Here is a 14,604-nt window from a genome sequence, read left to right on the forward strand (position 1 = left end):
TCGCCGGGCAATGGTAGCTTTTGTCCAGTAACCAGGATGCTACCCCCGCAGCCGGCCTCGAGCCTCGGCATGGCGTGCCAACCCAAGCGGCATATGACGACAGCATGCGCAAATTCCTGAAACCTGCCCTTACCGCCCTGCTTCTCCTGGCCTGCGCAGCCCTGCTCGGGCTCTATCCCTATCGCGACGCCCTGCTGCCGAAGACCGCCGACCTACCGGCGGCGGAGCAACGCCTGGCGCCCCATGTCAGCCTGTTCACGCCGGAAGGCCGCGGCCCCTTCCCCACCGTGCTGGTGTTCCACGGCTGCAGCGGCCAGAGCCCGCTGTTCATGCGCAACGTCACAGGCTGGCTGCTGCCCGCCGGCTACGCGGTGATGTTCGTCGATAGCCATGCTGCCCGCGGCATCAAGGACTGGCGTCCGGTGTGCGATGGCAAGCTCTTGTGGGGCAACGAACGCGCCATCGACGTCTACGCCGCCCTGGCGCTGGTGCGGCAAAACCCGGCTATCGACAGCAGCAGACTGGCCCTGCTCGGCTACTCCCACGGCGGTTGGACCATTCTCGACGCACTGTCCTACGACGGCAGCGCCGGCCACGGCTTTCCCGCCACGGGCAAGGGCGCGCTGGCCGGCGTGCGCGGCGTGATCGCCTACTACCCCTACTGCGGCTTCCCCGCCCACCTGCGCGACGGCCTTGGACGCAGCACGCCAGTGCTGATGTTCCTCGGCGGCAAAGACCACATCACCGACCACCAGCAGTGCCTCACAGCCCTCGACAGCGTCGGTGGTGAGCGCCTGGAACTGGTGCAATACGGTGACGCCGACCATGTCTTCGACCAGCGCAGCGACCTGAATACCTACCAACCCAGCCTGGCCCAGGATGCCCAGCGGCGCGCCCTTGCGTTCCTGCGCGAAAACCTCGGCCCGGCTCAATGACCTGGAGATGTCCATGACCAAGAAAGTTGCCGTGATCCTGTCCGGCTGTGGCGTATACGACGGCGCGGAGATCCACGAGAGTGTGATCACCCTGCTGCGCCTGGACCAGCGCGGCGCCAAGGTCCAGTGTTTTGCTCCGAACATCGCGCAGCACCACGTGGTCAACCACACCACCGGCGACGAGATGCCGGAAAGCCGCAACGTACTGGTGGAGTCGGCGCGCATCGCCCGTGGCGAGATCAAGGATGTCCGCGAACTTGACGCTGCCGATTTCGACGCCCTGATCGTGCCCGGCGGCTTCGGCGCAGCAAAGAACCTCTCCGACTTCGCCATCAGCGGCGCCAACTGCAGCGTGCAGCCTGATGTGTTGGCCGCCGCCCGCGGCTTCGCCGAGGCCGGCAAGCCGGTGGGGCTGATCTGCATCGCCCCGGCCATGGCCGCCAAGATCTACGGCGAAGGCGTGACCTGCACCATCGGCAACGACGCCGGCACTGCTGCCGCACTGGGCGAAATGGGTGCCCAGCACGTAGAATGCGTGGTCAGCGAAATTGTCGAGGACCACAAGCGCAAGCTGGTGACCACGCCGGCCTACATGCTGGCGCAGTCCATCAGTGAAGCTGCCGCCGGCATCTACAAGCTGGTCGACCGGGTGCTGGAACTGGCCCACTGAGCCCTATGCGCGGGCGGCAGCGGCCGCCCGCAGCATGTCGATCCGGCCATTCCCCCCGCCACTCCTGCCGTCCCCCTTGGCACTGCGGCCGCTGGTAAGGCAGCGTCGAGCCATCGATGCCCCCAGGAGGTGCCATGAGCCAGACCGATTTCGTCCTCACCCCCGAATTGCAGCAAGCCGTCGCCGGCTTCTTCGAACGTATTCCGTTCAACCGCGTGCTCGGCATCCAGCTCGGCGAAATGACCACCGACAAGGTGGTGATGCACCTGCCGATGAAGGATGAGCTGATCGGCAACTTCGTCCACGGCATCCTCCACGGCGGGGTCATCTCCAGCCTGCTCGACGTGGTCGGCGGTGCCATGGCGCTGATCGGCGCCTTCGAGCGGCATCAGCACTTATCCACAGCCGAGCGCATGGCGCGACTGTCCAAGCTCGGCACCATCGACCTGCGTATCGACTACCTGCGCCCCGGCCGTGGCCAGCACTTCACCGCCACCGCCGTGTTGCTGCGCTCGGGCAACAAGGTCGCGGTGGTGCGCTCTGAACTGCACGCTGACGACGGCACCCTGGTGGCGGTAGGCACCGGAACCTACCTCTGCGGCTGACTCCACGGACGCCGAGCGAAGTCGGGCCGCGCGAGGGCGCGGAGGCGAACTAGCCCCGGCTGAGGCGGGTCAGCAACCGATCCAGGGAATTGGAGAAGGCTTGCCGCTCCCGCTCGCCATAGGCTGCCTGGCCGCCGCCCATCTGCCCCTGGTCGCGCAGGTCGGTAAACAGATTACGCACCGCCAGGCGCTCGCCCATGTTGCGCTCGTCGAACTCGCGCCCGCGCGGGTCGAGGGCCGCAACACCCTTCTTCACCAGACGGTCCGCCAGCGGCACGTCGCTGCAGATCACCAGCTCACCCGGCTCGGCGTTTTCCACCAGATAGTCGTCGGCGGCATCCGGGCCGCTGGGCACCACCACCAGACGCACGCAGGCGAAAGACGGTTTGACCTGGCTCTGACCGGCCACCAGCACCACCTCGAACTTGCGCTTCAAGGCGAACTTGATCACTTGATCCTTGGCCGCCCGGGGGCAGGCATCGGCATCGATCCAGACGCGCATGGCTTTAGCTCCCAAAGAGAAAGGGCGAGGAGTTTACACCCCTCGCCCTCCATTCAGGCCTGCACCGCGCTGCGTTCCCGCAGCCAGCTACGGCCGTAGAGTGCCGCGATGGCCAGCAGTGTCAGCCCCTGGGCCGACAGCGTGTAGGCGTCCGGGTGAATGCCCAGCCAGTCGAACTCGAAGAACGGTACCGGGCGAGTGCCCAGCACGCCGGCTTCCTGCAGCGCGGCTACACCGTGACCGGCGAACACCACCGACAGGGTGCACAGGAGGATGGCGTTGGCCATGAAGAAGGTGCCCAGAGGCAGCTTCGCCGAGCCACGCAGAATCACCCAGGCCAGGCCGATCAGCAGCATCAGGGCAGTGGCCGCGCCGGCGATGACCATGCTGTGACCCGCCGGGCCGGCCTGCAGCCAGAGGGTTTCGTAGAACAGGATGACTTCGAACAGCTCGCGGTACACCGAGAAGAACGCCAGGGTGGCAAAGCCGAAGCGACCGCTGCTGCTCAGCAGGTGCTCCTTGATGTAGCTCTGCCAGGCGGCGGCGTGGCGACGGTCGTGCATCCACACGCCGAGCCAGAGCACCATCACGCACGCGAACAGCGCGGTGAAGCCTTCCATCAGTTCGCGCTGGGCGCCACCGACGTCGATCAGGAAAGCTGCGACGGCCCAGGTCGCGAAGCCGGCAACGATAGCCAGGCCCCAGCCCACGTGGACGCTACGCACCGCATGTTCCTGGTCAGTCTTGCGCAGGAAGGCGAGGATTGCCGCGAGCACCAGGATGGCCTCCAGGCCTTCGCGCAGAAGGATCAGCAGGCTGGAAATGAAGCTCAACGAACCACTCAGCCCATCGCTGCCCAGCAGCTCGGCGGACTTGTCCAGTTCGGACTTGGCCTGCTCCAGCAACTGCGCAGCCTTGGCCACCGACTGGCGGTCCTGCAGGGCCTGGCGGTAAGCCATCAATGCCCGCTCGGTGCTCTTGCGCTGCACGGTGTCCAGGTTATCGAGGGAGCTTTCCACCAGCTCGAAGCCTTCCAGGTAGGCCGCTACCGACAGGTCATAGGCCTGCTCCGCGTCGCCGTCACGGTAAGCCTTGAGACTCTGCTCCAACGTGGCGCGGGTATGCCCGATCAGCTCCTTCGGCCCACGCTGCTGCATCGGCGGCTGGGCGCGCTGGGCGCGGAACAGCGCCTGGGCGGCGGCGCCCTGACTGGTGCCGACATCCTCCGGCGTACGGCCGGCCAGTTCGCCCAGGGAAATGGCCTCGCCCTTCAGCGACGGGTCGGCGCTGAAGCCGGCGATGTAACTGGCCAGGTCCCAGCGCTGCCGGTCGTCCAACTGATCGGCGAAGGCCGGCATGTCGGTGCCTTCGACTCCCAGGCCGAGCGTGTTGTAGAGGTCATAGAGGCTCATCCGGTCCATCCGCGCCTGATCGCGCAGATTGGCTGGCGGCGGCTCCAGGCCCATGCCCGCCGGGCCGTCGCCGGCACCGGTATCGCCATGGCAGACACTGCAATGCTGGGCGTAGAGCGGCGCGCCGCGAGCCGGGTCAGGCGTGATGAGAGGGGCCTGGCTGACCTCGTAGGTCGCTGCCAACCGGGTGGCCAACTGACGGGCCAGGCGAGCGACGGCGGGGCCATCCTGCTTGTCTTCGATGGCCTGGTGCAGGCTGGTGACGCCCTGCTCCAGTTCCTTCTGCCCGTCACGGGCCGGCAGGGCGACGATGAGACCCTGCAGCACGCCGAGGAATTCGATCTGTTCACGGTATTCGCTGGAGTCGATGACCTTGCCATCGACCACGGTGGCCTGGTAGTCGGCACCTATGTAGCTGAGCAGGTGCAGTGCCTGGGCGGCACCGTCGGCCTGGTCGGCCATCAGGCTGAAGCTGCAGAGCGCCATCAATGGCATCAGCAGCCAGCTGAGCAATCTTGGGATGGGGAACATGTTTCAATCTCAAATGAGAATGGGGAGTAGAATTGTTACCCTCCTAACGATCCAGCTCAACCCCAGATGCCTCTCCAGCCTGCGACAGCTTGCCGCATATTCAGGCTGAACCTCACTACTCATAAGCCATCCAGGGCAGTACCAACAGCCAGCCAGTCCGACGTGAAGCCCCCCTGCATCCCCACTACCATTCGTCGTCGAGATGGCATAATGATGTCATTTGGATGGCTTTAAGGCGTCAAAAGGCCATCACGTGATTTCAATTTGAGATTATACTGCGCGCGCCCCTCACATACCCAATGGATATCAGGGCCATCACTTATATGATGGATTGGCAGGACGCCAGCCGCCCCCACATGCCAGTGCACCCGGCTGACCGGCCACGACCGGTCAGGCAATCAACGATGATTCTTGAGGGACCACATGGCTTCTCGTGCATTGGTCGCGCTGATCGCGTGCGCCACCCTGCAACTCTCCGGTTGCTCCGTTTTCCGCAGCTACGAGTCCGAACTCAGCGAAACCAGCCAACATCTCAGCGCCGGCAACGTGGATGGCGCTCTGGCACTGCTGGAAAAGAACAACACATCCGAAGACAAGGACCTGCTCTATTACCTCGAAAAGGGCGAGCTCCTGCGTTCCAAGGGTGATCTCGCGGGCAGCCAGCAAGCCTGGCAGGCAGCGGACCGCATCGTCTTCGAGTGGGAAGAGTCGGTGAAGGCGGACCCGCAGAAGTACCTGGGCCAGTTCGCCAGCTTCCTGGTCAACGACAAGGTCCGCCGCTACGAAGGCTATGACTACGAGAAGGTCATGCTGACCACCCAGATGGCCCTCAACGACCTGGCGGTCAACGACTTCGATGCCGCGCGCACCGAGATCAAGAAGACCCACGAGCGTGAAGCACTGATCGCCGACCTGCGCGATAAGGAATACCTCAAGCGCGAGGAAGAGGCTGAGAAGCAAGGCGTCACCACTCAGCTCAAAGACCTCCAGGGCTACCCCGTGGCCAGCCTCGACGCCCCCGAAGTGGTCAGCCTGAAGAACAGCTACCAGAGCGCGTTCAGCCACTACCTCTCCGGCTTCGTCTACGAGGCGCTGGGCGAGAAGGGCCTCGCCGCACCGGGCTACCGCAGGGCCGCCGAGCTGCGCCCGAACGTCCCGGTACTGGAACAGGCCCTGCTCGACCTCGACAGCAGCGCCGCCCGCACCGAAGGCGAAAGCGAAGTGCTGCTGGTGGTGCAGGCCGGCCTGGCCCCGGCTCGCGACTCCATGCGCATCCCCCTGCCCCTGCCGCTGAACTCCGGTCTGGTGGTCAGCACGGTGTCCTTCCCGCTGCTCAAGGCAGACACCTCCACCGCCGTGATCGACAGCCTCAGCCTCGACGGCAAGAGTGTGGGCCTCACCGAGATCAGCAACGTCGAGATCATGTCCCGCCGTGCCCTGCGGGACGATATGCCCGGCATCATCCTGCGCACCACCGTTCGCGCAGTGTCCCGCGGCGTGGCGCAAAAACAGCTGAACGACAACGTCAGCCCCCTGGCGGGCCTGGCCGTTGGCCTGATGTCGGTCGCCACCGAAGGGGCGGACGAACGCACCTGGCGCACCCTGCCCGACAGTATCCAGATCGCCCGCGTGCGCCTGCCCAAGGGCGAGCACCAGCTCTCCCTGCCCGCGTCTGTCGGCGGCGGCCAGGTCAACCTGAAAGTCGAGCAGAACTACCAGGTAATTCCGCTGCGCGTCGTGGGCAACCAGGTCTTCACCCAAGGCACCACAGCCAGCGTCAAGGCGCCGGTCGTCCAGGCCGTGGCCAGCAACCCGTAAGGAGAACAGCATGCGTACCCTGATCATCGCCGGCCTCGCGCTCGGCCTGCTCGCCGGCTGCGCCACGCCACCGCCGCCCGCTCCTGGCAGTGCGGCCAGCAAGGTGGTGTCGCTGGGAAGCATGGAGCACATCCAGGTCGGCGCCATGCGCGTCGCCCGCGAGAACGGCTTCCTCACCGTGAAGGTGGAGCTGACCAACAGCAGCCACAAGAACCGTTCCATGTACTACCGCTTCGCCTGGCTGGGCAACGACGGCTTCCCGGTCGCTGGCGAGGAGAGCTGGAAGAGCCTGACGCTCTACGGCACCCAGACAGCCTACCTGCCGGCAATCGCCCCGGTGCCCCAGGCCACTGACTTCCGCCTGGAAGTCCAGACCCCCGACAACTCCGTGAACCTGTTCCGTTAAGCGAGTCTCCAGATGCTGACCCTTCGTATCTCCCTGATCGCCGCTACCGCCCTGCTGGCCAGCGGCTGCGCCTCCACATCCTCGCCCGTGCTGGGCGGCGGCAACATCAGCTACGGCGACAGCAAGGCCGTGGAGTTGGTGACCAACGAATTCGGCTCCACTGACCTGCAAGTGATCGCCGAGACCATGACCCGCTCCCTGGCCCAATCCGGCGTGCTCCAGGGCCGTCCGGTTATCCAGGTCTACGACGTGAAGAACAAGACCAGCGAGTACATCGACACCCGCGAGATCACCAACTCTATCAAGACCCAACTGATGAAGTCCGGCACCGCCCGCTTCGCCAGCGACAACACCGACATGCAGAGCCAGGTGGACCAGCTCAAGCTGCAGAACCAGAGCGGCCTGTACAAGAACTCCACCGTCGCCAAGACCGGCAACATGATCGCCGCGCAGTACCGCCTGGAAGGCTCGATCAGCTCCATCGTCAAGCGCAGCAGCGACTACAAAGACGTGTTCTACAAGTTCAGCCTGCAACTGGTGGACGTGGAAAGCGGCCTGGCCGAGTGGATGGACGAGAAAGAAATCCGCAAGACCACGGAGCGTTGATATGCGAGCGCTGATCGGAGTCTTCGCTGCCCTGCTGGCCTTTGCCAGCCAGGCAGCACCGAAGATCGCAGTGACCGACCTGGCCTACGAGGAGCGGGTCCGCGAGTACATACACGTCGTAAGCGCACACAGCCAGGCGCAGGTGAGTGGTTTCTCCGGCAGCGCCTCGAGCAGCTACACGGAAGTGGAAGGCACCTACAGCTACATCGATCGCGGCGAGCTGCGCAAATTCACCGGTGACATCAAGGGTGAGATCCTCAAGTCCGGCCAGTTCCGCCTGGTGCAGGGGCGCCCCTACACGGCCAAGGACAACGAAGGCCTGTACGACGTGATCAAGCGAATCCGCGCCGGTCACTTCAAGGGCGCCGACTATGTGCTGTTCGGCACCCTGTCGGACATCGACTTCCGCCAAGACCTGAACGACATCGCCAATACCGACAGCTATTCCAAGGTACTGGGCCTGACCCTGGTGGCCGACTTCAGCCTGATCAACACCCGCACCTACGAGATCACCTCGGCCTTCACTGCTATGGGCGAAGGCCAGGACGCCAAACTGGTGAACGGCAATGACGGTCGCGTCACGCCCAACCGGGGTCGCGTGGTGCGTGATGTGTCGAAGTCCATCGGCGAAGACGTCGCCCGCCAGCTGCAAGAGCAGTTGCTGGGCGGCGACGTCGGCAGCGCCTCGCCCTACCCGCCCGGCAACAACCTGCCGCCGGACGAGCAGGCGACGATCCTGCGCTGAAACGAGAAAGGCGGCCCGAGGGCCGCCTTCTTCATCGGAGCACAATCACCCGCGAATCGGCGGGTGCCTCACACCGGCGCACGACGCACCGTCGCCAGCAACGCTGCCGCGCCGACGAACAGGGCGGCGAAACTGCGGTTCATCACCCGCTGCTGACGCGGCGTGCGCAGCAGGCGCAGGACGCGGGCAGCGAGACCGGTGTAGCCGGCCATGACAATGAGGTCGACGGTAATCATGGTCACGCCCATCACCAGGTACTGCTCCACCAGCGGCGCGTGGGGATCGATGAACTGCGGCAGCACCGCGAGCATGAAGACGATGGCCTTGGGGTTGCTGAAGTTCACCAGGAAGCCGCGCAGCACCAGGGTCAATGGACGACCGATGGGGCGCTCGGCGGAGTCGTCGGCCAGGTCGCTGGGCAGCGCCTTCCATTGCTTGATCGCCAGGTAGACCAGATAAACCACGCCGAACCACTTGATCAGGCTGAACGCCAGGGCCGATGTCGCAAGGATGGCGCCGACGCCGGCAGCGACGATGGCGATCTGCAGCGCCAGGCCGATCTGCAGGCCGAGGGCATTCCAGTAGCCCCGCAGGAAACCGTATTGCAGGCCGGAGGACATGGAAGCAATGGCACCGGCGCCCGGTGACAGGCTGATCACCCAACAGGCAACCAGGAAAGCGAGCCAGGTCTGGAGCGCCATGGCAGAAACCTCGAAAACGAAAAAGGGGCAGGCCGCAGAGCCTACCCCCAAGACGGGACGCTGCACAGTACCGTCAGCGCCAGCGGCGTACGGCCTTCTGGAAGAACAGGCTGTTGGGCACCTGCACCAGCGCGCCGTGATGCTCTTCGCTGAGGTCTTCGAGGGTGGTGTAGAACAGGTTGATGGCGATCACCCTGCCCTTCACGCCGGGTTTGTCCGCGCTTTCCACCACCTCCACCTTGTCGCCCATGCGGAACGGCCCGAGGGAGTAGATCAGCACCGCACAGAACATGTTGGAGAGCACGCTCCAGATGGCGAAGAAAGCCACCGCCGCCACGGCCGCAAAGCCGGTCAGGGCCGTCCAGAGCACCTCGGCCGAGACGCCGAAGCGCTCCAGCACCAGCATGAAGGCGCTGCCGAGGATCATCCAGCGCAGCAGCCCGCGCAGGGGCAGCATCAGCTCCGACGGGAGCTGTGGATAACGTTGTCCGAGACGTGAGATGCCTCGGGTGACAATGCGCTGAACCAGCCAGGCCAGCAGCACGATCAGCAGCACCTGGGCGGCGCGAATCAGCGGCTCGCTCCAGGCGGTCAGAAGTTGCAGGTCGTCCATCAATCCGCGGCCTCCAGTTGCCGCTGCAGCTCCTCCAGGGTTTCCAGGGCCAGGAGCCAGCCTTCCTCCAGTTCAGCCTCGCGGGACTTCAGTCGTGCCTGCTCGGCCAGCAGGTCGCGCAGTTCGTCTTTGCGCGCCGCGTCGTAAAGGGCGGAATCGCCCAAGCGTGCCTCGATGCCAGCCAGCTGTTCGTGAACCTTGCCGAGGTCCTTCTCCAGCTTGTCGGCTTCCTTCTTGTGCGGAGCCAGTTGCTGGCGCAAGGCGGCGGCGGCCTGGCGCTGGGCGCGCTTGTCGGTCTTGTCCGGGTTCACCGGTGCGCTGGCCACGGGGGCCTGACGGGCGCGGAAATCCACCAGCCAGCGGGCGTAGTCGTCAAGGTCACCATCGAAGCTCTGCACGCGGCCATCGGCCACCAGCAGGAACTCATCGGTGGTGCTCTTGAGCAGGTGACGGTCGTGGGACACCACCACCACGGCGCCGGCGAAGTCCTGCAGGGCCATGGTCAGGGCCAGGCGCATCTCCAGGTCGAGGTGGTTGGTCGGTTCGTCCAGCAGCAGCAGGTTGGGCTTCTGCCAGGCAATCAGCGCCAGTGCCAGTCGGGCCTTCTCACCGCCGGAGAAATTGACCACCGCTTCATCGCATCGATCGCCACGGAAGTCGAAGCCGCCAAGGAAGTCGCGCAGCGTCTGCTCGCGTTCGCTCGGTGCGATGCGCTGCAAGTGCAACAGCGGGCTGGCCTTGGCATCCAGGGAGTCGAGTTGGTGCTGGGCGAAATAACCGATGGCCAGGTTCTCGCCGCGTGCGAGGCGCCCGCCAAGGGGCTCGATGTCACCGGAAAGGGTCTTGATCAGCGTCGACTTGCCGGCGCCGTTAGGGCCCAACAAGCCGATACGCGCGCCCGGCGCCAACTGCAGCTTGACCTGCTGGAGCACGGCTTTCTCGCCATAGCCGAGGCGGCCTTCGGACAGGTCCAGCAGCGGACTGGAAATCTTGTCGGCCTCGCGGAAGCTGAAGTCGAACGGCGAGTCCACATGGGCCGGCGCCAGCTCTTCCAGGCGCTCCAGGGCCTTGATCCGGCTCTGGGCCTGGCGGGCCTTGGTCGCCTGTGCCTTGAACCGGGCGATGTACTTCTCCATGTGCGCACGCTGGGCCTGCTGCTTATCAAAGGCCTGCTGCTGCTGCGCCAGGCGCTCGGCACGGGTGCGCTCGAAGGCGGAGTAACCACCGCGATAGAGGGTCAGCTTCTGCTGCTCGAGGTGCGCGACGTTGTCGACGACCGCGTCGAGGAAGTCACGGTCGTGGGAGATCAGCAGCAGCGTACCCGGATAGCCCTTCAACCACTCTTCGAGCCATAGGATGGCATCGAGGTCGAGGTGGTTGGTGGGCTCGTCGAGTAGCAGCAGTTCAGACGGGCACATCAGCGCCTGAGCGAGGTTCAGGCGCATCCGCCAGCCACCGGAGAAATCACCAACTCGACGATCCATCTGTTCCGCTGTGAAGCCGAGGCCAGCCAGCAGCTTGCGCGCGCGGGCATCGGCCGTGTAGCCGTCGGCGCTGTCCAGTTCGATGTGCAGGCGGGCAATGGCGGTGCCATCATGGCCCGCTTCGGCGGCGGCGAGGTCGCGCTGGACCTGGCGAAGGTGCTGGTCGCCATCGAGCACGTAATCCACGGCCAGGCGCTCCAGGTTATCCACCTCCTGGCGCATGTGGGCGATGCGCCAATCGGCGGGCAGCAGGCAGTCGCCCGCATCCGGCCCCAACTCGCCACGCAGCAGCGCGAACAAGCTGGATTTGCCGGCGCCATTGGCACCGATGAGACCGACCTTCTGGCCGGCGTGCAGGGTCAGTTCGGCGCCTTCTAGCAGGCGCTGCGGACCACGCTGTAGAGTGAGATTTTGCAGTCGGATCATGATGGCGGCGGAGTTTATCAGCTTCGCCGCCACGCCGCCCGAGGAGCACCATGCCTTCAGACCTGTGGACTTTCGCCCTGCGCCTTTACACCGAGCCCGGCGTCGAGCCGGCCTGCCTGCACCTTCAGGAGCGAGGCGCGGACGTTTGCCTGCTGCTCACTGCCTGCTGGCTGGGACGGCGTGGCGCAACATTCGATACGGCGCGTCTGGAGGCCCTGAAGCAGGTGTGCGAGCCCTGGCAGGAGCAGGTGGTGAAGCCCCTGAGATCGCTGCGTCAGAACTGGCGAGCCCAGGCGCAGGATGACCCGGCGTTGGCCGGCTTGCGGGAGCAGATCAAAGCGCTGGAACTGGAAGCCGAGCGCAAGTTGCTGGCAAGGCTGGAAGGCGCCGCCGATGGCTGGACCGCAGGCGGGCTGGAACAGGTTGAAGCCTGGCTACTGGGCAGCATGCCAAGGGCTGAGAAAGCGGACCGCGACGCGCTCGAGCTCTTGCGCGTCGCGGTCCTGGCGCTTTAGTTCGACGGCGAGGTCGGAGCTGCACCATTGCTGCTGGCCGGTGCCACGCTGGCAACCGGTGTGGCGGCGGGCACGACCGGAGCGACCGGCGCAGCGGTAGCCGGTTTGGCAGCCGGAGCCGGCGCAGCGGGCTTCGCCGCGGCAGGCTTGGCCGGTGCGATTTTTTTCACAGCGGGTTTGGCGGCTGGCTTCTTCGCCGCCGGCTTGGCGGCTGCAGCAACAGCGGGTTTGGCGGCTGGCGCGGCCGGTTTAGCAGCGGGCTTGGCTGCCGTAGCGGGCTTCGCAGCAGCAGGCTTGGCTGCAGGTTTAGCGGCGGCTTTGGCAGCAGGCTTGGCGACCGGCTTCGCCGCAGCTTTGGCTACTGGCTTAGCAGCGGGCTTGGCTGCCGCAGGTTTTGCGGCTGGCTTCGCAGCAAGCTTGGCTGCAGGAGATTTTGCAGCCGGCTTTGCAGCAGGTTTAGCTGCCACGGTTTTGGCAGCTGGTTTGGCGGCGGCTTTCGCCGCAGGCTTGGCAGCCGGTTTCGCGGCGGCGATCTTGGCAGCCGGCTTGACCGCAGCGGGCTTGGCAGCCGCTTTAGTTGCGGGTTTGGCAGCGGGCTTCGCGGCGACCTTGGCCACCGGTTTCACGGCAGGCTTGGCAGCCGGCTTCACGGCAGCTTTGGCGGCCGCGGGCTTCGCTTCGCGGGACGTCAACACCTTGCTGGCGGCCTCACGCACTTTGCCGACGCCCTGGGCGAGCTTCAGGCTCTCCTGGGAGTCACGCTTGAGCTGGGCGATGTAGGTGCGGGTTTCAGCCTGGCGATTCTTCAGGGTTTCCAGTGCAGCTTCGAGTTCACCGATGCTGCCCTTGGCCTTGGCCTGGGCCTTGGCTTTGCCGGCCTTCGCCGCGTCTTGCAGCTTGGTGCGCGCAGCGTGGAGTTTTTCCTGGGTCTTGCCGCGCTGTTTCTCCAGCTTGGTCAGCAGCTTTTCAGCGTCGACCGAAGCTTGGGAGCAGGCTGTTTCGAGGTGTTCGAGCAGGCTTTGGGAAAGCTGTTGCAGCAGGTGCAGCGGGGTGCTCACGGGCTTCTTCTTGGCCGACATGGTATGCCTCCTGGCGGGCGTTATTTGGCCCATACTAGTCGCCTGTTTCGCGAGTCGCCAGCGGCCGCGCAATTCCGCCCGCCTGGGCCTTGCGACTGATCGCCGGCCGAAGGTTCCGCACCTGACGTATCGACCCACGGATACAGGGTCGCGGAACCCGGTTCACGCCAACAGCCGCGCAACGCCGGGAAGGCTCTGGATCAGGGATAAGGCGGTAGCGCCTCCCAGGTTCCAGCACCGTCAGGACAGGAATCAGGCCGGTAGCGAGGCCTGGCCCTGATGGGCGTTGTGCAGCACTTCGATCAGGCAGTCTTCCAACTCGAAGCGTTCGTGGAGCAATTGCCCGAGCTGCGTGAGCTCGGTACTCAGACCGAGGTCACGACAGTCACCATTGTCGCAGCGGTCATTGAACGCGAGAGCGACTTCGGTGATGGCTTCGATACGGGGATAGATCTGCTTGGCGAGGTCGAGGCCGCGTTGGTCACCAAACGCTTTCGCCTCATTGAGCAGTTGCTCGTAGACCTCGAAATGCCCTGCCGACACGTAGTCCAGCAGGACCTCACAAAACCTTTGCAGCCCTTCCGCATTGGCGCTGGGGGCCTGGGGCTTTTCGCTCAGCGAGCTGTAGACGCGGACCAGCTCATGGCGTTCCTGTAACCAGCGGTCGATCAGCTGGTGCACGCCACCCCAACGTTCCTGAGCGTTCTGGCAACTTTCGAGCATGGTGACGACCTCACTTCCCTAATTCGGTAATGCCGTTATACGTCTGCTCCGAGACGGTTTTTTGTCGACCGGTGCAAAGTCCTGGGAAGACGCCGCCAAAACGGCAATATTCCGGCGGCGCGTGCGGGCCAGAGTATGCCCGCCGGGCAGTGCCATCAAGGCGCCAACGGGAAAAAATTCATACGAGCGTTTAATCGACAGGCCGCGGCCCTTCTGGGCGGAGCCTTGGCGGTGGCGCGACGGATTGGCGCAGCGGTGAAAGCGCTGGAGGCAGCGGGGGAGAAGCCGGTCGGCGGGCGCACGGACAGGCCATGCGCCCTGCCTGATCAGGTGCGACGCAACAGTTGGTAGAGCGAGAACAGGATGCAGCCGGCGAAGGCCAGCAGGCTCCACTCAGGGATGCTCATGCCGAGCAGGGTCCAGGTCACTTCCGCACAATCCGCCGTGCCGTGGAGCATGAGTTTGACGATGTCCTGGAAGGGCAAGGCTTCCATCATGTAGTCGAGGCTCGGCAGGCAGGCCGGTAGCTGGTCGGCCGGTACGCTTTGCAGCCACACCTGGCGGCCGGCAGAGGCAGCACCACCGGCGGCGAACAGCAGCGCCAGCACCGCGTAGACGCGATGCCCCGTACGCTCCGGACCGTGCAGCGCGGCGATCAGGCAGATGATGCCGAAGCCGATGATGAAGATGCGCTGGACGATGCACAGCGGGCACGGTTCGAGGCCCAGGGCATGTTCGAGGTAGAGCGCCCCGCCCATGACAGCGACACAGGCAAGGAAGGCGAGCAGGAAGAGCGAACGCGGGCGGGCCAGAAACATGGCGGCTCCGTTAGG

At 65.1% G+C, this 14,604-nt stretch carries 16 protein-coding genes; 8 read left to right on the plus strand and 8 right to left on the minus strand.

Going from position 1 to position 14,604, the window contains the following annotated elements:
* The first annotated feature begins 104 nt into the window (after positions 1–104).
* The 3 genes from THL1_RS27345 (at position 105) to THL1_RS27355 (ending at position 2,210) form a co-directional block, all read left to right on the plus strand.
* Positions 105–935: a dienelactone hydrolase family protein gene (locus THL1_RS27345; protein WP_069086172.1), complete on the plus strand. Its 831-nt coding sequence runs from the start codon at positions 105–107 to the stop codon at positions 933–935.
* Positions 936–948: 13 nt separating this feature from the next.
* Positions 949–1,605, plus strand: a complete 657-nt coding sequence (gene elbB, locus THL1_RS27350) for an isoprenoid biosynthesis glyoxalase ElbB (RefSeq protein WP_069086173.1) — start codon at positions 949–951, stop codon at positions 1,603–1,605.
* 134 nt (positions 1,606–1,739) lie between these two features.
* The gene (locus THL1_RS27355; protein WP_069086174.1) at positions 1,740–2,210 is read left to right on the plus strand and encodes a thioesterase family protein; all 471 of its coding nucleotides are present in this window, start codon (positions 1,740–1,742) and stop codon (positions 2,208–2,210) included.
* Between the two features lie 49 nt (positions 2,211–2,259).
* Here the strand turns inward: THL1_RS27355 and THL1_RS27360 are convergent, their stop codons facing one another.
* Together THL1_RS27360 and THL1_RS27365 are read right to left on the minus strand one after the other, a co-directional pair.
* Positions 2,260–2,712, minus strand: a complete 453-nt coding sequence (locus tag THL1_RS27360) for a YaiI/YqxD family protein (protein ID WP_069086175.1) — start codon at positions 2,710–2,712, stop codon at positions 2,260–2,262.
* Positions 2,713–2,765: 53 nt separating this feature from the next.
* Positions 2,766–4,655: a cytochrome c/FTR1 family iron permease gene (locus THL1_RS27365; RefSeq protein ID WP_069086176.1), complete on the minus strand. Its 1,890-nt coding sequence runs from the start codon at positions 4,653–4,655 to the stop codon at positions 2,766–2,768.
* A gap of 423 nt (positions 4,656–5,078) precedes the next feature.
* On the opposite strand from THL1_RS27365, the gene THL1_RS27370 reads away from it, so the two are divergent.
* Genes THL1_RS27370 through THL1_RS27385 form a run of 4 tightly spaced genes read left to right on the plus strand, consistent with a single transcriptional unit; the run spans position 5,079 to position 8,230 of the window.
* Positions 5,079–6,473 carry a COG3014 family protein gene (locus tag THL1_RS27370; protein ID WP_069086177.1) on the plus strand — a complete coding sequence of 465 codons (1,395 nt, stop codon included), beginning with the start codon at positions 5,079–5,081 and terminating at the stop codon, positions 6,471–6,473.
* Positions 6,474–6,483: 10 nt separating this feature from the next.
* A complete protein-coding gene (locus tag THL1_RS27375; RefSeq protein WP_069086178.1) occupies positions 6,484–6,879 on the plus strand; it encodes a YcfL family protein in 396 nt (131 codons plus the stop codon).
* Between the two features lie 15 nt (positions 6,880–6,894).
* Entirely contained in the window at positions 6,895–7,485 is a 591-nt protein-coding gene (gene lpoB / locus THL1_RS27380; RefSeq protein WP_414703770.1) for a penicillin-binding protein activator LpoB, read from the plus strand.
* Between the two features lies 1 nt (position 7,486).
* The gene (locus THL1_RS27385) at positions 7,487–8,230 is read left to right on the plus strand and encodes a penicillin-binding protein activator LpoB (RefSeq protein ID WP_069086180.1); all 744 of its coding nucleotides are present in this window, start codon (positions 7,487–7,489) and stop codon (positions 8,228–8,230) included.
* A gap of 68 nt (positions 8,231–8,298) precedes the next feature.
* On the opposite strand, the gene rhtB is transcribed toward THL1_RS27385, so the two are convergent.
* From rhtB to THL1_RS27400, 3 genes are all read right to left on the minus strand, one after another.
* The gene (gene rhtB / locus THL1_RS27390; RefSeq protein WP_069086181.1) at positions 8,299–8,931 is read right to left on the minus strand and encodes a homoserine/homoserine lactone efflux protein; all 633 of its coding nucleotides are present in this window, start codon (positions 8,929–8,931) and stop codon (positions 8,299–8,301) included.
* 73 nt (positions 8,932–9,004) lie between these two features.
* On the minus strand, positions 9,005–9,544 hold the full coding sequence (locus THL1_RS27395; protein WP_069086182.1) for a mechanosensitive ion channel family protein: 540 nt from the start codon (positions 9,542–9,544) through the stop codon (positions 9,005–9,007).
* Positions 9,544–11,454 carry an ATP-binding cassette domain-containing protein gene (locus THL1_RS27400; RefSeq protein WP_069086648.1) on the minus strand — a complete coding sequence of 637 codons (1,911 nt, stop codon included), beginning with the start codon at positions 11,452–11,454 and terminating at the stop codon, positions 9,544–9,546. The genes THL1_RS27395 and THL1_RS27400 overlap by 1 nt, the downstream gene beginning before the upstream one ends.
* Before the next feature lie 50 nt (positions 11,455–11,504).
* On the opposite strand from THL1_RS27400, the gene THL1_RS27405 reads away from it, so the two are divergent.
* Positions 11,505–11,969 (plus strand): TIGR02444 family protein, encoded by a 465-nt coding sequence (locus tag THL1_RS27405; protein ID WP_069086183.1) that lies wholly within the window; start codon positions 11,505–11,507, stop codon positions 11,967–11,969.
* Here THL1_RS27405 and THL1_RS27410 read toward each other — a convergent pair.
* The 3 genes from THL1_RS27410 to THL1_RS27420 all read right to left on the minus strand — a co-directional run bounded on the left by THL1_RS27410 (position 11,966) and on the right by THL1_RS27420 (position 14,589).
* Positions 11,966–13,048 (minus strand): AlgP family protein, encoded by a 1,083-nt coding sequence (locus THL1_RS27410; protein ID WP_069086184.1) that lies wholly within the window; start codon positions 13,046–13,048, stop codon positions 11,966–11,968. The two genes, THL1_RS27405 and THL1_RS27410, sit on opposite strands and share 4 nt — an antisense overlap.
* A gap of 252 nt (positions 13,049–13,300) precedes the next feature.
* The gene (locus tag THL1_RS27415) at positions 13,301–13,771 is read right to left on the minus strand and encodes an Rsd/AlgQ family anti-sigma factor (RefSeq protein ID WP_069086185.1); all 471 of its coding nucleotides are present in this window, start codon (positions 13,769–13,771) and stop codon (positions 13,301–13,303) included.
* Positions 13,772–14,097: 326 nt separating this feature from the next.
* A complete protein-coding gene (locus tag THL1_RS27420) occupies positions 14,098–14,589 on the minus strand; it encodes a disulfide bond formation protein B (protein WP_069086186.1) in 492 nt (163 codons plus the stop codon).
* Between the last annotated feature and the right edge of the window lie 15 nt (positions 14,590–14,604).

It is taken from the genome of Pseudomonas sp. TCU-HL1, assembly GCF_001708505.1.
In the GTDB taxonomy this organism is placed as follows: domain Bacteria; phylum Pseudomonadota; class Gammaproteobacteria; order Pseudomonadales; family Pseudomonadaceae; genus Metapseudomonas.